The organism is Hydrogenoanaerobacterium saccharovorans (assembly GCF_003814745.1).
GTDB classification, from domain to species: Bacteria; Bacillota; Clostridia; order Oscillospirales; family Ruminococcaceae; genus Hydrogenoanaerobacterium; species Hydrogenoanaerobacterium saccharovorans.
Genome location: NZ_RKRD01000001.1, coordinates 2,121,656 through 2,144,996, shown reverse-complemented (window position 1 = coordinate 2,144,996; position 23,341 = coordinate 2,121,656). Strand labels below are relative to the sequence as shown.

24 protein-coding genes are annotated in these 23,341 nt (G+C 43.5%); 22 read left to right on the top strand and 2 right to left on the bottom strand.

The genetic code is table 11. The annotated features are described in order from the left end of the window. Nucleotides 1-72: 72 nt before the first annotated feature. From EDD70_RS10000 to EDD70_RS09960, 9 genes are all read left to right on the top strand, one after another. The gene (locus EDD70_RS10000) at nucleotides 73-420 is read left to right on the top strand and encodes a hypothetical protein (RefSeq protein ID WP_092750420.1); all 348 of its coding nucleotides are present in this window, start codon (nucleotides 73-75) and stop codon (nucleotides 418-420) included. A 75-nt stretch (nucleotides 421-495) separates the two neighbouring features. Then, nucleotides 496-2,724 carry an SF1B family DNA helicase RecD2 gene (recD2, locus tag EDD70_RS09995; RefSeq protein ID WP_092750422.1) on the top strand — a complete coding sequence of 743 codons (2,229 nt, stop codon included), beginning with the start codon at nucleotides 496-498 and terminating at the stop codon, nucleotides 2,722-2,724. After that, complete coding sequence (locus EDD70_RS09990; RefSeq protein ID WP_092750425.1) at nucleotides 2,721-3,401, top strand: ComF family protein; 681 nt, start codon at nucleotides 2,721-2,723, stop codon at nucleotides 3,399-3,401. The genes recD2 and EDD70_RS09990 overlap by 4 nt, the downstream gene beginning before the upstream one ends. Nucleotides 3,402-3,487: 86 nt before the next feature. Next, a complete protein-coding gene (mreB, locus tag EDD70_RS09985; protein ID WP_092750427.1) occupies nucleotides 3,488-4,507 on the top strand; it encodes a rod shape-determining protein in 1,020 nt (339 codons plus the stop codon). A 157-nt stretch (nucleotides 4,508-4,664) separates the two neighbouring features. After that, complete coding sequence (locus EDD70_RS09980; RefSeq protein ID WP_092750429.1) at nucleotides 4,665-5,039, top strand: GntR family transcriptional regulator; 375 nt, start codon at nucleotides 4,665-4,667, stop codon at nucleotides 5,037-5,039. Nucleotides 5,040-5,041: 2 nt separating this feature from the next. Beyond that, a complete protein-coding gene (locus tag EDD70_RS09975; protein WP_092750431.1) occupies nucleotides 5,042-5,902 on the top strand; it encodes an ABC transporter ATP-binding protein in 861 nt (286 codons plus the stop codon). After that, nucleotides 5,899-6,522 (top strand): ABC-2 transporter permease, encoded by a 624-nt coding sequence (locus EDD70_RS09970; protein ID WP_092750433.1) that lies wholly within the window; start codon nucleotides 5,899-5,901, stop codon nucleotides 6,520-6,522. Before EDD70_RS09975 ends, EDD70_RS09970 begins: the two co-directional genes overlap by 4 nt. 210 nt (nucleotides 6,523-6,732) lie before the next feature. Then, a complete protein-coding gene (locus EDD70_RS09965; protein ID WP_092750435.1) occupies nucleotides 6,733-6,918 on the top strand; it encodes a ferritin family protein in 186 nt (61 codons plus the stop codon). A 19-nt stretch (nucleotides 6,919-6,937) separates the two neighbouring features. After that, a complete protein-coding gene (locus EDD70_RS09960) occupies nucleotides 6,938-7,213 on the top strand; it encodes a spore coat protein (protein ID WP_092750437.1) in 276 nt (91 codons plus the stop codon). A 55-nt stretch (nucleotides 7,214-7,268) separates the two neighbouring features. Here the strand turns inward: EDD70_RS09960 and EDD70_RS09955 are convergent, their stop codons facing one another. After that, nucleotides 7,269-8,114, bottom strand: coding sequence for a mechanosensitive ion channel family protein (locus tag EDD70_RS09955; protein ID WP_092750439.1), 846 nt, complete (start codon nucleotides 8,112-8,114; stop codon nucleotides 7,269-7,271). Between the two features lie 68 nt (nucleotides 8,115-8,182). Then, nucleotides 8,183-9,025, bottom strand: a complete 843-nt coding sequence (locus tag EDD70_RS09950; RefSeq protein WP_205408566.1) for an AraC family transcriptional regulator — start codon at nucleotides 9,023-9,025, stop codon at nucleotides 8,183-8,185. 184 nt (nucleotides 9,026-9,209) lie between these two features. Here EDD70_RS09950 and EDD70_RS09945 point away from each other — a divergent pair, with 184 nt between their 5' ends. From EDD70_RS09945 to EDD70_RS09885, 13 genes are all read left to right on the top strand, one after another. Then, nucleotides 9,210-10,508, top strand: a complete 1,299-nt coding sequence (locus EDD70_RS09945) for a galactokinase (RefSeq protein WP_092750441.1) — start codon at nucleotides 9,210-9,212, stop codon at nucleotides 10,506-10,508. A gap of 75 nt (nucleotides 10,509-10,583) precedes the next feature. Beyond that, nucleotides 10,584-11,558 (top strand): galactose-1-phosphate uridylyltransferase, encoded by a 975-nt coding sequence (gene galT / locus EDD70_RS09940; protein WP_092750443.1) that lies wholly within the window; start codon nucleotides 10,584-10,586, stop codon nucleotides 11,556-11,558. Between the two features lie 196 nt (nucleotides 11,559-11,754). Next, complete coding sequence (locus EDD70_RS09935) at nucleotides 11,755-12,120, top strand: OadG family protein (protein ID WP_092750445.1); 366 nt, start codon at nucleotides 11,755-11,757, stop codon at nucleotides 12,118-12,120. 30 nt (nucleotides 12,121-12,150) lie between these two features. Beyond that, nucleotides 12,151-13,335 (top strand): sodium ion-translocating decarboxylase subunit beta, encoded by a 1,185-nt coding sequence (locus tag EDD70_RS09930; protein ID WP_162840745.1) that lies wholly within the window; start codon nucleotides 12,151-12,153, stop codon nucleotides 13,333-13,335. A gap of 131 nt (nucleotides 13,336-13,466) precedes the next feature. Further along, nucleotides 13,467-15,839, top strand: a complete 2,373-nt coding sequence (locus EDD70_RS09925) for an ATP-dependent helicase (RefSeq protein ID WP_092750447.1) — start codon at nucleotides 13,467-13,469, stop codon at nucleotides 15,837-15,839. Between the two features lie 34 nt (nucleotides 15,840-15,873). Next, nucleotides 15,874-17,652, top strand: a complete 1,779-nt coding sequence (locus tag EDD70_RS09920; RefSeq protein WP_092750449.1) for a zinc ribbon domain-containing protein — start codon at nucleotides 15,874-15,876, stop codon at nucleotides 17,650-17,652. A gap of 104 nt (nucleotides 17,653-17,756) precedes the next feature. Then, a complete protein-coding gene (locus tag EDD70_RS09915; RefSeq protein ID WP_243116508.1) occupies nucleotides 17,757-18,548 on the top strand; it encodes a hypothetical protein in 792 nt (263 codons plus the stop codon). A 127-nt stretch (nucleotides 18,549-18,675) separates the two neighbouring features. Next, complete coding sequence (thyX, locus tag EDD70_RS09910; protein ID WP_092754346.1) at nucleotides 18,676-19,452, top strand: FAD-dependent thymidylate synthase; 777 nt, start codon at nucleotides 18,676-18,678, stop codon at nucleotides 19,450-19,452. Further along, nucleotides 19,449-20,102 carry a dTMP kinase gene (locus tag EDD70_RS09905; RefSeq protein WP_092750553.1) on the top strand — a complete coding sequence of 218 codons (654 nt, stop codon included), beginning with the start codon at nucleotides 19,449-19,451 and terminating at the stop codon, nucleotides 20,100-20,102. The genes thyX and EDD70_RS09905 overlap by 4 nt, the downstream gene beginning before the upstream one ends. 65 nt (nucleotides 20,103-20,167) lie before the next feature. Continuing rightward, entirely contained in the window at nucleotides 20,168-21,067 is a 900-nt protein-coding gene (locus EDD70_RS09900) for a DUF2156 domain-containing protein (RefSeq protein ID WP_092750555.1), read from the top strand. A gap of 30 nt (nucleotides 21,068-21,097) precedes the next feature. Continuing rightward, nucleotides 21,098-21,931, top strand: a complete 834-nt coding sequence (locus EDD70_RS09895) for a GNAT family N-acetyltransferase (RefSeq protein WP_092750557.1) — start codon at nucleotides 21,098-21,100, stop codon at nucleotides 21,929-21,931. 76 nt (nucleotides 21,932-22,007) lie between these two features. After that, nucleotides 22,008-22,547: a DJ-1 family glyoxalase III gene (locus EDD70_RS09890; protein WP_092750559.1), complete on the top strand. Its 540-nt coding sequence runs from the start codon at nucleotides 22,008-22,010 to the stop codon at nucleotides 22,545-22,547. Then, on the top strand, nucleotides 22,538-23,149 hold the full coding sequence (locus EDD70_RS09885) for a 5-formyltetrahydrofolate cyclo-ligase (RefSeq protein ID WP_092750561.1): 612 nt from the start codon (nucleotides 22,538-22,540) through the stop codon (nucleotides 23,147-23,149). The genes EDD70_RS09890 and EDD70_RS09885 overlap by 10 nt, the downstream gene beginning before the upstream one ends. The last annotated feature ends 192 nt before the right edge of the window (nucleotides 23,150-23,341 follow it).

Here is a 23,341-nt window from a genome sequence, read left to right as displayed (position 1 = left end):
CCGCTTTTCACATGATTTGCCGTTTTTTCATAGAATAGGGTACTCTACTTTATTAAAACGGAGGTAAATTATATGAAAACGGCTATTCTCATTGCCATCGGTCTTATGGCATCGGTGGGCCTTGGTTATATTTTGGTTGCCTTACAGCGATGGATTTTGAAGCCGCGCTATCCAACGCATGTAGCTGCGGTACTGCCCGTATTCGGTAACGAGCCGGATATAGAACAACAGCTCCGCAGTGCCTATACCGACCTTTTGCAGGGTACTTTCGGAACCAATCCCATTCTTTTGATAGCGGATTTCGGTGCAGACGTTGAAACACTTACAGTCTGTACGATCTTTTGCCAAGGGTGTTCGTATGCACGTATTTGCAGCGGAGATGACCTGCCGAGCGTGCTGAAAGGTTTACAAAATAAGTAGCCTGTATTATACTTATAAGAGCCTATCGGCGTTTATCAGACAAATTAATACAAAAAAAGTAAGGAGGTGAAGCACGTGAAAGAACAGGAACTGGAGAAACTGGAAGGCACAGTAGAGTATATAAGCTTTCACAGCGATGACACGGGCTTCACCGTACTGGGGCTGGCGGTAAAAAACGAAACTGAGTTGGTCACCGTCGTTGGTGAGATGGTAGAAATCTCTGAGGGAGAGCAACTTTCGTTACTGGGGGAATACATAGCGCACCCCACTTACGGGCAGCAATTTCGCGTATCGGTATGCCAAAAAACTTTGCCCGCTACCGCCAATGCCATTTTAAAATATTTATCATCCAAGTCCATTAAGGGGATAGGGCCTGTGCTGGCAAACCGTCTGGTTACTCATTTTGGAGATACCACTCTTGATATTATTGAAAAGTCACCCGATCGACTTACTGAAGTCAAAGGAATCTCACCCAGAAAGGCACAGGAGATCGCAGAAGATTTTAAGCGTATCTACGGTGTACGTATGGTGATGATGTTTCTTTCAAAATACAATGTGCACCCATCTGTTTGTGTACGTGTGTGGAAAAAATGGGGTGGTGCATCGGTAGAAGTTTTAACCGAAAACCCCTATCTGCTTTGTAACGGAGATTTAGGGCTTGCTTTTGTACAAGCCGATTCGATTGCAATGGAAATGGAGTTTCCTATGGAGCATCCGCATCGCATCTGCGCGGCTTTGGCGTTTGTTTTGCGGCACAACCTCGGCAACGGCCACACCTGCTTACCTGAGTCAAACTTGATTCGAATTTCTACCGAGCTGCTGGGGGTTGACCGCGCGTTGGTGGAACAATGCCTGTTTGAACAGATATCATCTGAAGAACTTGTGGCACTAAAAACAGGCAGCAGAACACTTATTTATTTACCCGAACTTTATTGTGCTGAACGATACATCTCTGGACGTCTGATTATAGCACGCAGTGCTTTTGAAAGCCCCGATATAGATTATTCTCAGCAAATTGATTTGCTGGAACAGAATTTGTCCATCAAATACGAAAGTTTGCAGCGTAAGGCGATAACAGCAGCACTTAACAATGGGGTGTTTATCCTTACGGGCGGGCCTGGTACCGGTAAAACAACCACGATCAATGCCATCATCGAGTTGTTTGAACAGATTGGAGAAAAGGTTTTGCTCGCCGCCCCCACTGGCAGAGCCGCCAAACGTATGGCAGAGATGACAGGGCGCGAAGCCAAAACCATCCACCGTTTATTGGAGGTGGACTTTAAAGCAGGCGATGCGCTTACGTTTAAACGCAACGAGCGCAACCCACTGGATGCCGGTGTACTGATCATTGATGAGATGTCGATGGTGGATACCCTGCTGTTTGAGAGCCTCTTGCGCGCTATGCGTCTATCTTGCAGGCTGGTGATGGTGGGCGATGCCGACCAGCTGCCCTCGGTGGGTGCGGGCAACGTTCTGCGCGATATCATTGATTCGGACATGCTTTACACGGTACATTTGCAGGAGATTTTCAGGCAGGCAGCGCAAAGCCTGATTGTAACCAACGCGCATCAGATTGTGCGCGGCGAGTACCCCGATTTGAATGTGCGCGATAACGACTTCTTTTTTATGCGGGGAACCAGTCATCAAGCGATTACGCAAACACTGGTTGACCTAATCAGCCGCCGTTTACCCAAGGCGTATGGCTTTTCTCCCAAGTGGGATATTCAGGTGCTTTCGCCTACTCGAAAAAGCGAACTGGGTACGATGGAACTCAACCGCTGCCTTCAGCAGAGTTTAAACCCACCTGAAAAAGGCAAAAATGAGTTTAAATTCGGTGGTTATATTTTTCGCGAAGGCGATAAAGTGATGCAAATTCGCAATAACTATGATATTGTTTGGGATAAAGAGGATGGAGAGAACGGGCTGGGCATTTTTAACGGAGATATCGGTGAGATATTGCAGATTGATAAATCAAGCCGTATGATGCTGCTGCGCTTTGACGATAAGCAGGCGGAATACAGTTTTGATATGGCAAACGAATTGGAGCTTGGCTATGCCATCACAGTGCATAAATCGCAGGGCAGTGAGTTTGAAGCGGTGATTATCCCGCTGCTGCATGCAACCCGCAACCTGTATTACCGCAACCTGCTTTATACCGCGGTAACACGAGCCAAACGCCTGCTTATTCTTATCGGCGATGAAAACAGTGTGTTTTATATGGTTGATAATAATAAAAAAATGATGCGCTACACTAATTTGGCACAGTTTTTAAGCGAAGAGCAATTAATCGGAGAAGAATCATGAAAGAGAATTTATGGAACCGATTTTTAAACCTGTTTTTCCCGCGAAGATGTGCTTGCTGCAAGCAGGTGATTGCCGAAGGGGCACTTTGTGAAAGTTGCTTGCCCTCGCTTAAAACGCTGCATTCTCCTGTGATTCCATGCGAATCGCCTTTGGATGGTTTGACTGCAGTGTTTTACTACAGCGGGGCAGGTGCCGCGTTGATGAGGGAGTTTAAATTCCACCGTCAGTTTCAGTGCTATCAACTTTTATTGCAAGAAACTTTTGAAAACCAAATCGATGAATTATACCAAAAGTTTAATTGCAGCATAATTATACCAGTTCCTATGTATATCGATGCAAAAAGAAAAAGAGGTTTCAATCAATCAGAGTACATAGCCTCTCGTTTGGCAAAAAGTATGAGTTTGCCATATCAGCCAAGTGCCATCAAAAAGATTAGAAGCAACAAGGTACAGCATCATTTATCAAAAGCAGAACGAGCCGAAAATGTAAAAAATGTTTATAAAGTGCAGTTGCCCCATACGGTTGCAGACAAAACAGTGCTTTTGGTTGACGATATTACCACAACAGGTGCTACATTACAGGAATGTGCTGCTGTGCTTAAGGCAGCCGGCGCAGCCAAGGTATATGGGGCAGCTGTGTTTTTTACCCCGCATGTGCAGCCTTTGGATAAAGTTTAGAAAATTATGTTGAATCAAGTAAAAAAAGCAGATATACTGATAGATGAGATTGTAGCAGTGGAATCTGCATCGGAGGATATACATAGATGAGTAACGTTGATATCGGAATTGATCTTGGCACGTCATCGGTGATAATTTACACCAAAGAGCAGGGTGTTTGCTTAAAAGAGCCATCGGTTGTAGCGGTAAATTCTTATACCGGTGAGCTGCTTGCAGTAGGCACCGAAGCGGCAAAAATGCTGGGCAAAACACCTGATAAAATTAAGGCTGTCTGCCCGTTGGAAGATGGCGTTATTGCCGACTATGAGCTGTGCGAAAAAATGGTAAAGTATTTTCTTAAAAAAGTAAGTGAAAATATAGTGATTAAACCGCGTGTCGCAATCTGTGTTCCATCCGGTATTACCGATGTAGAAAGCCGTGCAGTTGTAGAAGCGGCAGTGGTTGCAGGCGCACGCAAGGTGTTTTTGGTAGAAGAGCCTGTGGCTGCTGCAATTGGTGCGGGAATAGACCTGAACAAGGCGAAAGGCAACATTATTCTTGATATAGGGGGCGGCACAACCGATGTGGCGGTGCTGTCGCTCAACGGTATTGTCACCAAGGCATCGCTTAAAATAGCGGGCAATAAGTTTGATGATGTTATTATTAAATATATCAGAGATAACTACAATGTGCTGATAGGGCGCCATACTGCCGAAAGCATTAAAATTGGTGTGGGCAGTGTTGCCCCGCGTTTGGTTGATGCTGAGATGGAATTTAAGGGCAGAAATCTGCTCTCGGGTTTACCTCAAAAACGTAAGGTCAAACGCAGTGACATCCGCGAGGTACTTATGGAACCCGTGATTCAGATATTACAAGCTGTCCGCTCGGTTATTGAGCGTACCCCGCCGGAATTGGTGGGCGATATGCTTGAAAATGGCATAGTGCTTACGGGCGGCGGCGCAAAACTGGACGGAATGCCGGAGTTGGTGCATAAGGTGCTTAAAATAGATGCATATTTAGCGCCGTACTCGGAAGAATGTGTTGCAATCGGCACCGGCAAGCTGTTTGATTTTACAGATGATATGAGCGATGGAATCATTGAGTCAATTCTTTATCCGCATCACTAAATTAAAAAAAGATGATAAATTAGATAAAATGTCTATATGGCTGCGCTTTCTGCTTTTGGCAGAGGGTGCAGTTTTTTTACTTATGTATTGACAAGAGGCATATTAAGTGTTATAAGTGTATATATAGTATATATACAATATCGCAAGAGGTGAACTCATGAATATTATTATCAGCAACTCTAGCGGCAGACCAATTTACGAACAAATTGCTTCACAAATAAAAAATCAAATCATTAAAGGGGAGCTGCAAGAAGGAGAGGCGCTGCCTTCGATGCGTCTGCTTGCAAAAGAATTGCGTATCAGCGTTATTACAACAAAACGTGCCTACGACGATTTGGAGCGCGACGGGTTCATCGAATCGGTAACCGGAAAAGGCAGTTTTGTGGCAGGGCGTAACCTTGAACTGATACGGGAAGAACACCTGCGTATGGTAGAAGACGCATTGCAAAAAGCGGCAGATGTAGCCAAAATGGGTGGAATATCTCTTAATGAACTCATAGAAATGTTAAACCTGATTTATAAGGAGGATTAGTGATGGATAATATATTGGAAGTACGTAATTTAAGCAAGCAATACAAAGGTTTTGAACTCAAAAATGTAAGCTTTTGTTTGCCGAAAGGCAGCATAATGGGTTTTATCGGCGAAAACGGAGCGGGCAAAACAACGACTTTAAAGCTTATTTTAAACGAGATTCAACGCTCATCGGGTGAAATTTTTGTTTTTGGTAAAGATATAATCGATAATGAAAAACAAATTAAACAGGATATTGGCGTGGTATTTGACGAAAACTTCTTTTACTACGCGCTCAAGCCGGTTCAAGTGGGCAAGATACTAAAAGCAACTTACAGTAATTGGGATGATGCACTGTACGAACGTTATTTAAATCAATTTAAACTGCCAAAAAATAAACCCATTAAAGAGTTTTCGCGCGGTATGAAGATGAAACTTTCTATTGCCGCAGCGTTATCGCACCACCCCAAACTACTGCTGCTCGACGAGGCTACCAGTGGGCTTGATCCGGTAGTGCGCAGTGAAATATTAGATGTTTTTCTCGATTTCATCCAAGATGAAGAGCATGGAATTCTTCTTTCATCGCATATTACAAGTGACCTTGAAAAAATTGCAGATTACATTACTTTTATCCATGAAGGCGAAATTTTATTGAGTGCAGGGAAAGATGACATTCTAGAAAGCTATGCCATTGTTCGCGGTACCGATGCAGAACTTGCAAGAATTGATAAAAAGTATATTGTCGGAAGCCGTAATAACCGCTTTGGCTGCGATGCCTTGGTAAATAACAGAGCAATGGTAGCTGCAAAGCACCCGCACTTGGTAATCGACAATGCAAAGCTGGATGATATTATGATGTATTACGTTGGAGGTGCCGCAAAATGAAAGGTTTGATTTTAAAAGATTTTTACAATTTAAGCAATTACAAAAAAGTTTTATTGTTTTTAATATTATTTTACGGTGTATTGGGTTTTGCAACAGATAGTATTGCCAGTATGTTGGGTGTAATTATTGTTTTAAGCGCCGCTTTAACCCCAACGCTGTTTAGTTACGATGAGTTTTCTAAGTGGGATTGCTATGCGCTGTCAATGCCTCTAACACGAAGAGACGTTGTTTTGGCACGCTATATTGTTTCTGCAACACTTGTAGCTGCCAGTACAATCCTTACAGGAGTTATGATTGTGATAGCGGGTATTATTAAACCCGATACAAATACCGGAGAAGCTTGGTTGTCACTTAAACTAATGCTGGCTTTTGCTTTGTTTTTTATTAGTATTATGATGCCTGTTTGTTATAAAATTGGTCCCGAAAAAGGCAGGCTTTACATGATGGCATCCATATTTTTGCCCATTATAGGCACATTTATTTTTAAACATATGGGCTTTTCTGCACCAACAGAGCAACAGTTATTGCGAGGCAGTAATGCATTATTGCTGCTTGCAGTTTTGTTTGTGGTAATATCGTATATAATTTCGTGCAGGATATTTGAAAAAAAGGAATTATAAAAGTGGTTATAAAAAGACTTGCTTTTTAAGAGCAGGTCTTTTCTATTTTAAAAATTAAAAATTGGCAGACATACAAATGAAATGTTAGGTTAAAATAATTTTGTGCCTGTTGAGTTTTATTGTTATGTTCCAATATGAGCATTACGATAAAATACAAACAGACACTTCGGATTAATGGGCTGAAAGCCCTTACGAAAGGAAGATCAAGCTATGGCCAATTTAACATCAAAGGAATTATCCGCAATCGAAGATCAGCTTAATGTTGAGCAAGTCCTAATTAAAAAGTATAAAATGTATTCGCAGGCATCTACCGACCCTCAGCTGAAAGCAAAATGTGAACAGATTGCATCAAAGCATCAAGATCATTTTAATAAGCTGATGGGGCACTTAAGCTAAAAAGAGGAGGAAGCATATCATGCAGATTAATACAAACCAATTCGGCGACAAAGAGATGATGGATGATGCTCTGTCCTCTCAAAAGTTTATAACAGAAGGCTACAATACGTTTGCCAACGAATGTGCAACCCCTGCCCTAAAAACCGATTTTATGAATATCTTGAATGAAGAGCATCAAATTCAGCACGAGCTTTTTATGGAGGCACAAAAACGTGGATGGTATCAGGTAGAGGCAGCAGACCAGAATAAGGTTACACAGGCAAAACAAAAGTATATGGCTCAAGCAAACGGCTAACGAGCAGCACAGGCAATTAAAAAGGAGCGCAACCGCGCTCCTTTTACATATGTGTTTATTTTATGTGTACATCCAATTGATTGTATGGAATAGAGATTTTTGCTTCATCAAGCTTTTGCTTTACAAGTTCCATCATATCAAAATAGAGGTCCCAATACTTTGTGCCGTCTACCCAAACCCGCGATACAATAATCAACGCACTGGGGTTGTGCTTATACAGGCGAACCATCGGTTCGGGTTCTTTTAGTGCTAATGGGTGCTGCTCGATAATTTTTGCAATGATGGCTTTTGCTTTTTCAAAATCCTCACTGTAGCTGATTGAAAACTCCAAATCCAGCCTACGCAAAGGTGCTGCCGAATAATTTACTACAACTGCATTGCTCATTTTGCCGTTTGGAATAAAAATCTGCTTATTATCTACTGTTCGCAGTAGGGTATGGATGAGGTCTATTTTAGCAACTGTACCGCCTGTGCCGTCGGCTTCGATGTAATCGCCCACTACAAACGGTTTTGATGCGAGCAGAATCAAACCACCCGCAAGATTTGCCAAGCCATCTTTTACGGCGAGAGATAGTGCCAAACCCACCGCACCCAGTGCAGTAACAAGGCTTGTGCTTGGCAAGCCTAACATCGTAGCAATAGAAATAGCCAACAGTACAATGAGTGTGATTTTAACCAAAGATTTGATGAAAGCATGAAGCGTAACATCTATTTTGCTGCGTTTAAGCCCTTTTGAAAGTATTTTTATCAGTAATTTTATTAAAAACCAACTGATAATAAAGATAATGATTGCAGCCACGATGGTAGGGAACTTATCATCCAACCACTTTAAAAATTTTGTTCCAAGCATATTAAACGTCATCCAATAATCATCCTTTGCAAGTTGATAAAACCAATCCATGCGAACCCATCCTGCATCACAAATTACACTTTACAAATAAAGGTGTATCATCAGCATATGTAAAAAAATTAAACGGTATGCTGCTCTGTTTGGGAGATATAACGGCTGGGTGCCACACCTTTAAATTTTTTAAATACTCTCGAAAAATAAAGCTGGTCGTCAAAACCCACCGAGTTTGCTATTTCGCCGATAGACAGCGACGAATTGCGCAGCAAGGCACAAGCCTCGTTAATGCGGAATTTAGCGAGATACTCATTGGGAGACATAGCGAGGTGCTTTACAAAAATGCGGTACAGGTGTGAGCGTGATACACCGATATTGCTTGCAATATCACAGATATCAATTTTGTTGGAGTAGTTATGCTGAATAAATTTTAAAGCATTTTCTACATACAAAGCGCCGGATGATGAGTATTTTGCACCGCTTGCCGAGAGGCCGATGAGATGAGATAAAAACAGATACAAATACCCTACCATACGTGCTTCATGTGCGGGGCTGCTGCCTGCATTATTGTAAATATCGAGAAGCGCAGATTGAAATACGTCGTTACCCTTTGTATCAAGCACAGGGTTTTCTTTCGAAAATGGTGACAGCTTAATCATACGTTCGGCATCCGCACCGTTAAAGCCCACCCAGTAGTACTCCCATGGGTCATCTGCATCTGCCGAGTAGCTTACTACAGAAAGCTCAAATACCGCAAACATCATGCCTGCATGCACTTCATAAGTTTTATTGTTTACTTTGTAAGTGCCCTTGCCCGCTGTAACATAATGAATCAGAAAATGGTCGCGCAGAGCAGGCCCCCAAGTATAACCGCTCTCACATTTTTGAAAGCCACAATTGTAAACGGTAAGCCCGAGGTTTTCGCGTATCTTAGGCTTAAAAGAGTGTTTGTAGGAGTCTTTTTCCAATTATTCCACCTGCTTTCTATCGCTATAAAATCAGTATAACCTAAAAAACTTCAAATTGCAACAATAATCCATAAACTTGAATGGTTATGGGGTTGCATGTAAATATGCATAAGTGTTACTCTAAAATAAAAGAAAAAATACAATTCATTACATAAAAAACACATCACACGGAAGGAGCTTTTAAATGAATACGGCAAAAGCAGCCCAAAGCATGCAGGCAGGCAACTACAACGAGTTGTTTTCTTACATCTATTCTACCGATGATGCAGGTGCTTTAAAACAGGCAAAACGTTACGAGGGTGCCATTGCAGAATTTGAAACACTATACGGTAAAGGCAAAGAAGTAGAGTTTTTCAGCGCACCCGGCAGAACCGAAGTTGGCGGAAACCACACCGACCATCAGCACGGCAGAGTACTTGCCGGCAGCGTAAACCTTGATGTCATAGCAGTATGTGCTAAAAACGACGAGCGTATTATTCGCATTAAATCCGAAGGCTATGCGATGGATACCATTGATCTTTCTGATTTGACGGTTCAACAGCAGGAAATTAACAAAGCGTCAGCGCTTATTCGCGGCATTGCCGCTCGATTTAACGACCTGGGCTATCAAATCGGCGGTTTTGACGCTTACACTACATCCAATGTGCTCAAAGGCTCAGGGCTTTCCAGTTCGGCTGCGTTTGAGGTGCTTGTGGGTACAATTCTTAACCATGCATACAACAGCGGAGCAATCAGCGCAGTTGAAATAGCACAAATCGGCCAATATGCCGAGAACTATTTCTTCGGCAAACCCTGCGGTTTGATGGACCAGACAGCATCTTCGGTTGGTGGTTTTGTGGCAATCGATTTCAAAGATCCGGCTCATCCCGTTGTAGAAAAAATAGATTTCGATTTTGCAAACTCCGGCTATGCTCTTTGCATTGTGGATACCGGGGGCAATCACGCAGACCTTACCGGAGATTATGCCGATATCCCCGCAGAGATGAAGCAGGTTGCTGCATTGTGCGGCAAACAGGTTCTTCGCGAAGTTGAAGAACATGTTTTTTACGAAAAACTTGCCGAAATCCGCAAAGAAGCAGGCGACCGTGCGGCACTTCGCGCAATGCATTTTTTTGCTGATAACGAAAAGGCAAAAGAAGAAGCCGAAGCGCTGAAAGCAGGAGATTTCGAAAAGTTCAAAAGCATTTTGATTGCTTCGGGTCAATCATCGTTCAATTACCTGCAAAACGTATTTACCCCCAAAAACCCCTCAGAGCAGGGCTTATCACTTGCGCTTGCTATTTCTGAAAAACTGCTTGCAGGCAAGGGTGCATGGCGCGTGCATGGCGGCGGTTTTGCGGGTACCATTCAAGCTTTTGTACCCGTATCTTTGTTAAACGAGTACAAAGCGGATATAGAAAAAGTATTTGGTAACGATAGCTGCCACGTGTTGAGTATCCGTCCCGTTGGCGGAATTAAAGTGGATAACAGCATTCTTCGTTAACGCAACGCGATATCTTACAAGGCTTATATTGCGTAACTTGGTATATAATTCAATTGTTAAGGAGTATAAAGATACATGGCTGAACTTAGATGGCATCCCTTTACAAAAGACTGGGTGATGATTGCTTCGCACCGTCAAGCACGCCCCCAAATGCCCAAAAACTGGTGCCCCTTTTGCCCGGGCTCAGGTAAAGTCCCCGACGATTACGATGTATATAAATACGACAATGATTTCCCGGCATTGTGTCAAAATCCTCCTGTCCCTGATGATGTTGCAACGGATTTTTTCAAAACAGAAGGAGCTTACGGCAAATGCGAAGTAATTCTTTATTCACCCGGCCACACCACCACACTGCCCGAGTTGACCAACGAGCATGTTACAAAATTAGTGGATTTATGGTGCGAGCGCTTTACAGAACTTTCTAAAGATGAAAAAATTAAATATGTTTTTATCTTCGAAAACCGCGGTGATGTAGTCGGCGTAACCATGCCGCACCCGCATGGGCAGATTTACGGCTATCCGTTTGTGCCTAAAAAAATTCAGCTCGAGGTAGATTCTGCGAAAGAACACCTTACAGAAAAAGGGGAATGCATCTATTGCCGTATGCTCAAGGAAGAATTGAGCTTTAAAAAACGTATCATCTTTCAAACCGAGCATTTCACGGTGTTCCTGCCGTTTTTTACCGAATATCCTTACGGCGTATATATTTTCAGCAATCGCCATGTGGACGATATTACACAGCTTTCCGCTGATGAGAAAAAAGATTTAGCTGTTTGTTTGAAGCAGACCGTGGGTATGCTGGACAATTTGTTTGGTTACCGCTTCCCGTACATGATGTGTATGCACAATGCACCTGTGAATGGTGATGACACAAGCGAGTATTGGCATTTTCACATCGAGTTCTTCCCGCCGATGCGTGCAGCAGATAAGCAAAAATTCAACGCATCCAGCGAAACCGGCGTGTGGGCGCACTGCAACCCAACTTGCCCGGAAGATACCAGTGAAGAGCTGCGTCAGGCACATAAACGTTATATAGACAGTACAAAATAATTGCAAAACACATAAGGGACGGTAACATCGCCGTCCCTTTAATATTTGAACGTGATATAAACTTTGTTAAATTTTTTTCAATTATTTCATTGCAAATAGAGACCGAATATTGTATAATATATGCAGTTTCGGCTTTTCTTAAGGTAGAAAAGAAAAGCAATTGATAGTGTAAATTTTTGGTAAGGAGATAGATACTATGGACTACACATTGGCAGGCACCGTTGTACTTTCCGGCTTAAGTATTGTTTTTATTGTGCTGATTTTGCTCACCCTCATGATGATGGCGTTTGGCAAAATTATGGACAGAACCTCCGGCTCAAAAAAAAACGATGACGGGCAGGCTCCCGCAGTAAAAGAAGCTGTTCCTTCTCCCGCAGCAAAGGCAGCCCCTATGCAGATTGAAGAAGGTATTTCGGATGAAATTATTGCCGTGATATCCGCTTCGGTTTCAGCTATGATGGGCGGGACGAAAAACTTTGTCATCAAAAGCGTTAAAAGCGCGCAGAATGGACGTTCTGTATGGAGCATGGCGGGTATGCAGCAAAACACCAACCCGTTTTAGCAATAACAACCTTAGGAAAGGACAATTGATATGATTCAAGGATTTTTTGAAGCAATCCAGGGGATCTGGGCAAACTCTGCTTTTGTAAATATTACTTGGCAGCAAGGCATCATGTTGGTTATTTCGTGCGTTCTGCTTTATTTGGCAATTGCAAAGGGCTTTGAGCCGCTGCTTTTGCTGCCCATTGCATTTGGTATGTTACTTTCAAATCTGCCTATGGCAGGTTTATACCACCCAGAATTTTTTCAAATACAGGCGGACGGCTCGGTAATGAATGCCGCCGAGATTATGAACCACGGTGGTTTGTTCGATTTACTGTATTTGGGTGTTAAATTGGGTATTTATCCTCCGCTTATCTTCCTCGGTATCGGCGCGATGACCGACTTCGGCCCGCTGATTGCTAACCCCAAAAGCTTTTTGCTCGGTGCAGCGGCGCAGTTGGGTATTTTCTTAACCTTCTTTGGTGCTTTGGCACTCGGCTTTACCGGTCCCGAAGCAGGTGCTATCGGTATTATCGGCGGTGCAGACGGCCCGACCGCTATTTTTGTTACAAAAACGCTGGCACCGCATCTGCTCGGCTCTATTGCGGTTGCAGCATACTCCTATATGGCGTTGGTTCCCCTGATTCAACCGCCGATTATGAAAGCGCTCACCACCAAAAAAGAGCGTATGGTTGTTATGGAGCAGCTGCGTCCTGTTTCAAAAGTTGAAAAGATTGTATTCCCCATTTTGGTTACGATTGTTGTTTCATTTATCGTTCCCGACGCTGCGCCACTGGTTGGTATGCTGATGCTCGGTAACCTGATGAAAGAATCCGGCTGCGTGGATAGACTTTGTAAAACCGCTCAGAACGAGCTGATGAACATTGTTACAATCTTCCTCGGTGTTACGGTTGGTGCAACCGCAACCGCAGATAACTTCCTGTCCGGTAAAACCTTGGGTATTGTCTTACTCGGCTTGATTGCATTCAGCTTTGGTACTGCCGGCGGTGTGCTGTTTGGTAAAGTGATGTATTTGGTTTCGGGCGGCAAGGTCAACCCGTTGATCGGTTCTGCCGGTGTGTCCGCAGTTCCTATGGCAGCACGTGTATCTCAAAAAGTTGGTCAGCAAGAGAACCCATCCAACTTCTTACTTATGCACGCTATGGGGCCCAACGTTGCAGGTGTTATTGGTTCTGCTGTTGCGGCAGGTGTACTGTTGGCAATTCTTAAATAATTTACTGCAAATATTGCTTTTAAGACCATCTGTTTCTACAGATGGTCTTACTTTTTGCCATTTTAAAGTAATGTGCTTTGTGGTATAATAGAATACGAATTTAATTGGCGTTTTGCCATTGGAGGACTTACATGAACCAAACTATTTCAGTCAACGAATATACATCTTTAAAACAAAACGCCCTAAAACAAGCTTTTTACAAAATGAATGCGAAACAGCAAGAAGCGGTTTTGCAAACCGATGGTCCTGTACTCATCCTTGCGGGTGCCGGCAGCGGAAAAACTACAGTTTTGGTTAATCGGGTTGCCAATATCATTCGTTTTGGCAGGGCGGCGGTTTCGTCTGATGTACCGCAGTGGCTTACGGATGATGACCTGAGGTTTTTAAAAGATTTTGCAGCAGGAACTGAGAACGATCAAAATCGTCTTTCCGAAGTGATCGGGGTTGATGTCCCAAAGCCGTGGAATATTCTTGCTATCACTTTTACCAATAAAGCTGCCGGTGAGCTGAAGGAGCGCCTTACCAATATGCTTGGCGAGTGTGCCAACGACATTATGGCAGCAACCTTCCACAGCGCTTGTGTTCGTATTCTGCGCCGTGAGATAGAGGCACTGGGGTACGGCAAGAGCTTTACAATTTACGATACCGATGATAGCTTGCGAGTAATTAAAGACGCGATGAAAACGCTCAATGTCAACGATAAAAACTTCCCGCCTAAATCGGTGCTTTCAGCCATTGGCAGGGCAAAAGATGAGATGCTCACTCCCGAGCAGTTGGAGCACAATAACAGCGGTGATTTTAGAATGGGCGTCATCGCTAAAATATATAAATCGTATCAGCAAACACTTAAAAGCTCCAATGCGGTAGATTTCGATGATATCATTGTATTGACAGTTCGTTTGTTTGAAGAACACCCCGATGTACTGGAGCATTATCAAAATCGTTACAAATATATTATGGTAGATGAATATCAGGACACCAATCATGCCCAATATAAGCTTGTAAGCATGCTTGCGGGGAAACACAGAAATCTTTGTGTGGTAGGCGACGACGACCAAAGTATTTACAAATTCCGCGGTGCAACCATCGAAAATATTTTGAGCTTCGAAAACCAGTTCTCAGGCGCAAAGGTGATTCGTCTTGAACAAAACTATCGTTGTACGCAGCGTATTTTGGATGCGGCAAATGCCGTAATTGCAAATAACACCGAACGAAAAGGCAAAACCCTATGGACAGACAACGGCGAAGGGGAACAAGTAAAGCTTTACCGTGCCTGCGACGAACAGGGCGAGGCGCGCTTTATTGTTGACACGGTGTTAACCAATGTTGAAGAAGGCGGTACATACAAAGACCACGCGGTGCTTTATCGCATGAATGCGCAGTCCAACATGATTGAACGTGCATTTGTAAAAGCAGGAATTCCATATAAAATTATAGGCGGCCTGCGTTTCTTCGAGCGCAAAGAAATTCGCGATATGATTGCGTACCTGAGTGTTATCAACAACCCCAACGATGCCGTTCGCCTTAAGCGTATCATCAATGAGCCTAAGCGCGGTATTGGCGACAGTACGGTTGCTTCGGTAGATGAAATTGCGCAGAACTTGGGTATTTCTATGTTTGAGGTCATTACAAATGCAGACAGTTATGCCCCAATTCAAAAAAAAGCAAAGCCTTTGCAAGAGTTTTCGCAAATGATTCTTGAGTTGGCAAAAATTGCTCAAACCGAGCCGTTGGGTGACTTGTTGGATGCATTGCTTGAGAAAACCGGCTACTCCATCTTTTTGCTTACGCAGGGATTTGAAGGGCAAACCCGAATGGAAAACATCGAAGAATTGAAATCTACAATGATAAAATTTGTTGAAGAAAATGAAGACGGAGATCTGTCACAGTTCCTTGAAGAGGTTGCACTCTACACGGATATGGACCGCACGGATTTGGATGATGATGTGGTTGTTATGATGACCCTGCACTCCGCCAAGGGGTTGGAGTTCCCGTATGTATTCATCTCAGGATTTGAAGAGGGAATCTTTCCGGGAAGGATGTCGATGTCTTCACCTGCCGAAATCGAAGAGGAGCGCCGGCTTGCCTACGTAGGCATTACTCGCGCGAAGAAGCAGTTATACCTTACCACGGCCGCACAGAGGCTGCTTTTTGGACAAACCACGCGCAATCGTTTATCCCGTTTTGCAGGTGAGATACCCAAAGATTTGGTGGACGTTCAGGATGCAACAGTGCGTGTCAACCATACACCAGCCGTAGTGGATACCGTTAACCCTCATACTATCAGCACAGGCGGGCTTTCGTCCGTTTCAGCTTACAAAGCCCCGCAGACAAAGATTGATATTAAGCCGGGCGACCTTGTAAGCCATAAAGTGTTTGGTGAGGGGATGGTGCTGTCGGTTACACCAATGGCAAACGATTTATTGGTAGAGGCAGCATTTGATAAAGGCGGAACGAAAAAGATAATGGCTAATTTTGCTAAATTGAAAAAGATATCAATGTAATATCATTTTTAGATAAACATGACCGTAAGGAGTGATGATGATGAAATTTTGTCCCTTCTGTGGTGAGCTGCTGCCCACCCCCGAGGCGAAATTTTGCCCTGAATGCGGGGAGCGTTTGGTGTTGCCGGTAACACCTGCGCAACCTCAGCCTACCCAACCCCAACCGCTAGAACAGATACCCAAAGACGAGACAAAACGTCCGACTCCCGAGGAATTGTGGCAGCAGGCCATCAGCGAAGACGAAGAAATGATGCACCAGCCTTTGCAACCCGAGCCTGCACAGCAGCGCGCATCGGTGCAAAAAGTGCAGGTAAACGTTGCCTTAGATGAAGATTCATCTTTTACCGAAGTTGAGAAAGATGATTTGTATCCAGACGATGATTATGCCCCCGAAGTTGAGCATGAGTTCATTGACGAAAACTTTGAAGATGAGCTTGATGAGTATGCACCACAAGAGCAGCCAATACAAAATCAGGGCAATCAATTTTTTGGCAGCTCGAAACCATCTAAAATTAAAAAACACAGTAGCGGCATAACCAAAGTTTGGCTCATTATTCTTTTTGTAATTATCATTTTAGCAGGAGTTGCAGGTTTTGCAGGTTTAAAGATAAAAGCAAAAAATGCCCCCGAAAAAGCGGTGAATGCATTTGTTGATGCGGTTTCTTCCGGCGATACAAAATACGTACTGGCGAATATTGAGACAAGCGGCAGCGGTTTAACCTCGGCAGATGACGCCAAAAAAATGTTGTCCTCTATGGCAGAAAACCTGGATATGAAAAAACTCAAAGGGCATTTGCTTGCATCGCAAGGCGATTGGGTGGGCGGAAACGACGAAAAATACAATTGCTTTTCACTCAAACAAACGAAAGATAGTTTATTCAGCCAAAAGTTTATTGTAAAAATCAGCCCTGTGCAGCTAACGGTGCAAACAGATATTAAAGATTTAACACTCTATGTAGATGATAAAAAAGTAGATGCTCAACCGACAGATGGCGGTGTGGTGCTCAAGCTTGCTCCCGGTTCTCATAAAATCCGCGCAACTTATCAAAAATATGGCCCTGAGTATGAACTGGGTAAAACCGAAATTACAAGCTTTTCTTCTACCGAAAATCCGACAGTTTCTATGACCAAAAATTTAGCCACTGCAGAAATAGAACTTGCGGGTATAGAAACAGGGTTGCAGATTCTGGTGAACGGTTCAAAAACAGATATCAAACCGGATGATGGTTTCGTTGTTATAAATCCTGCATTTACCGGGATGAAAATTACTGTAAAATGCGATCAATACAGTCAGGATTTTGATCTCGCAGCGGATGACCAAACCTACTCTGTTGATTACATCAAAGAGTTGGAAACAAAATACCCCAATGCAGAAAACCCCTCTGAAATGACAAACCGCCAGCTGATTGTCAGCCTTGCCCCGCGTTTTTATGCGTTTTACCAATCTTACCTTGAGGCGATTAACCGTTGGGATAAAAAGTTAATTAAAAATGTAAGCGAAGCATATTATGCAGACCTTGTTACAAAGATGGAAGCTTACAATCAAGGCTTATTGTTTGATTTTCACGGGCTTACATTTGACCGCCGCAGCATTTCGCGCACGATAAAGGAAGGTGAACTGTACGTTACTTTTGATGTACAGGCAGATTTTAATTATGCCGAAAAAACCGACAGCGGAAAATGGTTTGCCGGAGGGAATTTTCAAACGGTAACCATGCACTACAATGCTTCTTCTCAGAATTGGGAAGTATCCGGTACTGTAATAAAAGATAAGATTTCTTTCTCTTCAGATACATTTACAATCAAGCCATGATGAAAAAGGACGCAAATGCGTCCTTTTTCTTTCACCAAAATTGCCGAACCTCATATTATGTTATTGAAGTGTATTCTTTAATAGAAAGTAATAGGAGGATTACTATGGCAGAACCAAAAGTAACTACCAGCAATATCAATTGCAGCGGCGGTAATAATTTGTTCAAAGAGGCCGTGTGCATCGATACCAAGCGGATTTACGACAGTTGCAGTGCCAAAGATTGTCTTGAGGACCTTCAAGTTTATTTTGTACCCGAAGATCAAACCATCGTTGACAATTGCAACAGCATCAAAGCAAAAAGCGCTGAAATTCTCAACGTTTTTCTGGACGTAGAGCCTGTGCCATTCAACAAAGGCTTTTATTCGGTGGATATCACCTTTTTCTTCTGTGTGAAGCTACAGGTATACACCGCCTCGTGTACAGCACCAACTGTTGTCAAAGGTCTCGCAATTTTCACTAAAAAGGTAATTCTGTTTGGCAGCGAAGGTAATGTTCGTGTCTATAGCTCAGAAAGTGTAACCCCAACCGAGTACAGCAGTAACATGCCCATTGCAACCGTATCGGTTGTTGACCCCATTGTATTGTCTGCTCGCGTTTGCCCCTGTCACGACCACTGCCCATGCCATATCGAAGTACCGCAAGACATTTGCAGCAGATTTAAAGGAGAATTTTCGGGCTGCAGACCTGAAAAATGTGTTTACGTCACGATCGGTATGTTTACCATCGTACAGTTAGAGCGTAACGTCCAGATGTTAATCCCAGCTTATGATTTCTGTGTTCCTGATAAGGAATGCGTAACCACTACGGATGATCCTTGTGAGGTATTTAAGGCGATTAAATTCCCAACAAGCGATTTCTTCCCGCCTCGAGAGCAGGATTGTCACTGTAAGGACTAATTTCTGATTTACAATTGTACTTATCGTCAAAAATCCACAAAAACCGTCTGTCTTAATTGATAGGCGGTTTTCTTTGTGGTATAATGTTATCCGTATGATTGTTTTAGAATATTCGGAGGATAAACATATGCCAAAGGTTACCTTATTAAGCTACACCCCTAACCCAGAAAAAACAGTTGCTGCGGCGGCTAAGCTTTGTTACAGCCGTGTGGGTGTCGATGATTTGCTTGCCGGTTTAACGGATGAAAAAGCAGAAAACTTTGTGCAGATGTTGTCGGATATCGGGCACGAAAGCCCGATTGAACACGCAAGTTTCACATTTGGTATCGAAGGGGTATCACGCGCATTTTTGGCGCAGATAACACGTCATCGTATTGCATCTTACAGTGTTCAAAGCCAGCGTTATGTAAACAAAGCTCTTTTTGAATATGTTATTCCGCCTGAAATTGAAGCAGATGAGCAAGCAAAATCGTTGTTTTTAAACGCGATGAGTGAGACGGCGGAATATTATGACAAGCTTTCAGCGATACTAAAAGAAAAGCATACTGCAGCATTTATTGCAGAAGGTAAACCCCAAGCGGAAGCAGAAAAACTTGCTGCAAAAAAGGCAATTGAAGATGCGCGATATGTTTTGCCAAATGCATGCGATACAAAAATGGTTGTTACGATGAACGCACGCAGCTTGCTTAACTTTTTTCGTGAACGCTGCTGCAATCGCGCTCAATGGGAGATTCGTATAGTTGCAGAGCAGATGCTTGCGTTGGTATATGAGGTTGCGCCCACGCTGTTTGCAAAGGCAGGCCCCCCTTGCTTGCGCGGTGCTTGCCCCGAAGGCAAAATGAGCTGTGCGAAGCAAACAGAGGTACGGGCACATTATGCCGGCCTGAAAGGAAAAGGCAAATGAAATTCATTGAAATAGAAGGGCTGGACGGAAGCGGTAAAGAAACGCAATCGAAGCTGTTAGCGCAGCATTTTAATGAGTTGGGTATTCCGGCTTTGCGCATCACCTTTCCCGATTACGAGCACTCATGGTCTGTTTTTGTTAAGATGTACCTCGGCGGCGAGTTTGGTAGCAATGTAAACGATGTTAATGCCTATACAGCAACATCGTTTTATGCACTGGATCGTTATGCAAGTTACAAAAAAAACTGGGAGCAGATCTATAAGAGCGGTACGGTTATTATTGCCGACCGTTACGTCGGCTCAAACTTGATTCATCAGATGAGTAAACTGCCACGCGAAGAATGGTCTGCTTTTTTTGAGTGGCAGCAAGATTTTGAGTTTGGTAAGCTTGGCTTACCCCGCCCCCATGAGGTTTTGTACCTGAAAATGGACCCCAATACCTCAAAACGCTTAATGGAAAAACGCTACCAGGGCGACGAAACCAAAAAAGATTTGCATGAACGCAATCTGAGCTATTTATTAAAATGCCGCGAAACTGCACAATATGCGGTAGACCGCAGCGAATGGAAAGTAATTCGTTGCTGTGACGGAGAAAATCCATATACGATAGAAGCAATCCACCATAAAATTTTAGAGGCACTTGGTTTATAATAAGATTTATTCGGTTGTGAGAATTGATATAGATGCGGGAATTGCCTGCAGGAAGGATGGATAGTTTGTTACCTTTTAAAGATGTAGAACTACAAGACAGAGCTTGGATTGAAGAACGCCTAAAGCAATCTGATTTTAAAAGCTGTGATTATTCTTTTGCTAATAATTTTATATGGCGTAAGCCCAATCGGATTGAATGGGCAGATGTAAACGGGTTTTATTGCCTGAAGAGCGGGGCAGAAGGGCAAATTGCCTATACTTATCCCGCAGGCAGCGGCGACATTAAACCTGTAATATTGGCATTGATGGAAGATGCTGCCGAGCGTGGTATGGGGTTTCGTTTGCGTGGCATGAACCTCGAAACAGTAAAATTGATGCAAACGCTGTTTCCGGATCAGTTCGATTACAGCAACCACCGCGATTACTGCGATTATATATACAGTGTAGAGCGCCTTACCACGCTGCGGGGGAAAAAGCTCCACAGCAAGCGCAACCATATTGCGCGTTTTAAGGATAACCCGGACTGGGCATATGAAGACATCAACGCTGAAAATATCAACGATTGCTGGGATATGAACACCGAATGGTGTAAAATATACAAGTGTTATGATGATGAAAGCCTAAACCACGAGGCGTGCGCTGTAAAACAGGCGTTTAAATATTTTTTTGAACTGGGTTTGCGCGGCGGTTTGTTGCGCCTCAACGGCAAGGTAATCGCCTATACCATGGGTGAACCGCTTTCGTCCGATACCTATGTCATGCACATAGAAAAGGCTTTTCCAGAAATTCAGGGCGCTTACCCGATGATTAACCAACAATTTTTAATCCACAATTGTCAGGATTTTATTTATGTCAACCGCGAGGAAGATTTGGGAGACGAGGGCTTGCGTAAAGCAAAATCGTCTTATTATCCTGACTTTTTGCTTGAAAAATATGAAGCTACACTAAAAAATCCCCAAGCGTAAAGTGAATGGGGTTATCGGCAGAGGTGTTTTATGATTACTTTTGCAAAACCCGAAATGCTCCTTGCGCTCAAAGCTATTTGGAAAGAGTGCTTTGGTGATACGGATGAATACATTGATTTTTACTATGCCAATCGTTTTCGCTGTGAAAATACTCTTGTATGGCTAGATAATGGCACGCCTGTGGCAATGCTTACTCTTTTGCCTGCAAAGTTAAAACAAGGCGGAGTTTTTGTAGACGTACAATATATCTATGCTGTTGCAACCCTTACAGCGTGGCAGGGCAAAGGCATCAGCAGTAAATTATTGGAGTATGCAAACCAACTAATAAAAAATCGCGGTGAAGCTTTATCCTTGCTTGTCCCTGCTGAGGCGGAACTGTTTGCGTTTTATAAAAAACGTGGCTATGCATCCGCTTTTTTTCTTAAAACATCTCGTTTTTCTGTCAACTTATCAGAAAACAACAATACTCACTTTGCTTTTGCCGATATTTCGCCAAGTGAATACAAACAGATGCGTGATAAAGTGTTTGATCGCGAAGGATATCTTTGCTGGGACGAAACGTCGATTGCTTATGCACTGGATGAAAACAAATTTAATGGCGGCTTTGCATGCAAAATTCAATCAGAATATGGGCAAGCGGCAGCGTTATGCTATAAAGCGGGGCAAATGCTGTTTGTGCGAGAAACAACCCTACAAGATAACACCTTGCACTCAGCGCTGATGCAGCTTGCACAATGTCATGGGTGCAACAGTATCACGGTGCGCTTGCCATCAGACAGTACGCTGGAAGGCGAGGTTCACCCTTTTGGGATGACAAGTATGGCACAGCCTGCAAACGGTTATTTAAACTTGGTACTCGATTAATATAAATTGAAACCAAAAAACAAACACCAAGGGGTTGTCTGTTTTTTGGGCAGCGACGGTCGAAGGAGGAAATAACATGATTTATATATTTTTAGCAGACGGCTTTGAAGAAATCGAGGCACTCACAGCGGTGGATATACTGCGGCGTGCCGAGCTTAATGTGCAAACAGTGGGGATTTCCTCCAAAACGGTACGCGGTGCCCATGGTATTTCGCTTGTTTGCGATATTATGGATACGCAAACCGACCCCAAAAATCTTGAAATGATTGTTCTACCTGGGGGGATGCCCGGTACACTGAATCTTGAAAAATCACCGGTTGTACAAACATTTATTGAATATGCAATGCAAAAGAACCTGCCGATCGGCGCCATTTGCGCTGCTCCGTCTATTTTGGGGCATCTTGGGCTGTTGGACCATAAAACCATTACCTGCTACCCCGGGTTTGAATCGCAAATGCCGCTGGCAAACTATACGGGCAATGCATGCGAGCAAGACGGTAACATCATTACGGGCAGCGGTGCAGGTACTGCCATGGAGTTTGCACTAAAACTCGTAGAACAGCTGAAAGGCAGAGAGCGGGCAGAACTGTTAAAGGCGGCAGTTTTATGCAAATAACCGATATCCGTATTTATAAAACCACTCTGCGCAACAAATATAAGCAAATGCGACGGGACATGCCCCCTTCTGTAAAAGTACAGCACGATGACAGCATCCGCAGGCGTGTGCAGAGTCTATACCAATATAAAAATGCAAAAACGCTGCTTACGTTTGTGTCTACCGATATTGAAGTGGATACCCGTATTCTGATTGCCGATGCCCTCAAAAATGGCAAACGTGTGGCGGTGCCACGCTGCATAGACGGTACCCGGGAGATGGAGTTTTACCTCATAAAATCACTCGATGACCTGGCACCTCGTACCTTTGGTGTGTTGGAACCTGACCCTGAGCGCAGCGAGTTGCTTACCGATTTCTCAGACAGCATATGCATTGTTCCGGGGCTTGCGTTTGATTTTGCAGGTTACAGGTTAGGCTACGGCAAGGGCTACTACGACCGGTTTTTATCCCGCTACCCGCAAACGAAGGTAGGCATTGTTTACTCGTCTTGTATGACACAAAGGTTGCAGCATGGCAGATATGATGTTGCAGTTGACCTTTTGGTAACTGAAAGATATCTTCGCAAGGTTAATTCACCCAGCCGCTTTTCTCAGCGAAGATAAAGCCCCCATCTTTCGACAGGGGCTATGTTTGTGGTAAAATACTAGTTGCAGCAGCACAAGATGATGATAACCAAGATAATAATCCACCAGCAATTGTTGCCACCAATAAAGGAGTTGCAGCAGTTGTTATCACAGCAATTATTATTACAGCAGCTCACACGTATTCACCTCCCTGGCAATGCCAATTTTATC

What these genes read in the sequence shown, in the direction of transcription:
- mreB (WP_092750427.1), top strand. Translation starts at nt 3,488, where the DNA reads ATGAGTAACGTTGATATCGGAATTGATCTTGGCACGTCATCGGTGATA.
- EDD70_RS09945 (WP_092750441.1), top strand. Translation starts at nt 9,210, where the DNA reads ATGAATACGGCAAAAGCAGCCCAAAGCATGCAGGCAGGCAACTACAAC.
- EDD70_RS09965 (WP_092750435.1), top strand. Translation starts at nt 6,733, where the DNA reads ATGGCCAATTTAACATCAAAGGAATTATCCGCAATCGAAGATCAGCTT.
- EDD70_RS09955 (WP_092750439.1), bottom strand. Translation starts at nt 8,114, where the DNA reads ATGGATTGGTTTTATCAACTTGCAAAGGATGATTATTGGATGACGTTT.
- EDD70_RS09970 (WP_092750433.1), top strand. Translation starts at nt 5,899, where the DNA reads ATGAAAGGTTTGATTTTAAAAGATTTTTACAATTTAAGCAATTACAAA.
- EDD70_RS09915 (WP_243116508.1), top strand. Translation starts at nt 17,757, where the DNA reads ATGGCAGAACCAAAAGTAACTACCAGCAATATCAATTGCAGCGGCGGT.
- EDD70_RS09990 (WP_092750425.1), top strand. Translation starts at nt 2,721, where the DNA reads ATGAAAGAGAATTTATGGAACCGATTTTTAAACCTGTTTTTCCCGCGA.
- EDD70_RS09925 (WP_092750447.1), top strand. Translation starts at nt 13,467, where the DNA reads ATGAACCAAACTATTTCAGTCAACGAATATACATCTTTAAAACAAAAC.
- EDD70_RS09960 (WP_092750437.1), top strand. Translation starts at nt 6,938, where the DNA reads ATGCAGATTAATACAAACCAATTCGGCGACAAAGAGATGATGGATGAT.
- EDD70_RS10000 (WP_092750420.1), top strand. Translation starts at nt 73, where the DNA reads ATGAAAACGGCTATTCTCATTGCCATCGGTCTTATGGCATCGGTGGGC.
- EDD70_RS09935 (WP_092750445.1), top strand. Translation starts at nt 11,755, where the DNA reads ATGGACTACACATTGGCAGGCACCGTTGTACTTTCCGGCTTAAGTATT.
- EDD70_RS09920 (WP_092750449.1), top strand. Translation starts at nt 15,874, where the DNA reads ATGATGATGAAATTTTGTCCCTTCTGTGGTGAGCTGCTGCCCACCCCC.
- galT (WP_092750443.1), top strand. Translation starts at nt 10,584, where the DNA reads ATGGCTGAACTTAGATGGCATCCCTTTACAAAAGACTGGGTGATGATT.
- EDD70_RS09895 (WP_092750557.1), top strand. Translation starts at nt 21,098, where the DNA reads ATGATTACTTTTGCAAAACCCGAAATGCTCCTTGCGCTCAAAGCTATT.
- EDD70_RS09930 (WP_162840745.1), top strand. Translation starts at nt 12,151, where the DNA reads ATGATTCAAGGATTTTTTGAAGCAATCCAGGGGATCTGGGCAAACTCT.
- EDD70_RS09980 (WP_092750429.1), top strand. Translation starts at nt 4,665, where the DNA reads ATGAATATTATTATCAGCAACTCTAGCGGCAGACCAATTTACGAACAA.
- EDD70_RS09905 (WP_092750553.1), top strand. Translation starts at nt 19,449, where the DNA reads ATGAAATTCATTGAAATAGAAGGGCTGGACGGAAGCGGTAAAGAAACG.
- EDD70_RS09885 (WP_092750561.1), top strand. Translation starts at nt 22,538, where the DNA reads ATGCAAATAACCGATATCCGTATTTATAAAACCACTCTGCGCAACAAA.
- thyX (WP_092754346.1), top strand. Translation starts at nt 18,676, where the DNA reads ATGCCAAAGGTTACCTTATTAAGCTACACCCCTAACCCAGAAAAAACA.
- EDD70_RS09890 (WP_092750559.1), top strand. Translation starts at nt 22,008, where the DNA reads ATGATTTATATATTTTTAGCAGACGGCTTTGAAGAAATCGAGGCACTC.
- EDD70_RS09975 (WP_092750431.1), top strand. Translation starts at nt 5,042, where the DNA reads ATGGATAATATATTGGAAGTACGTAATTTAAGCAAGCAATACAAAGGT.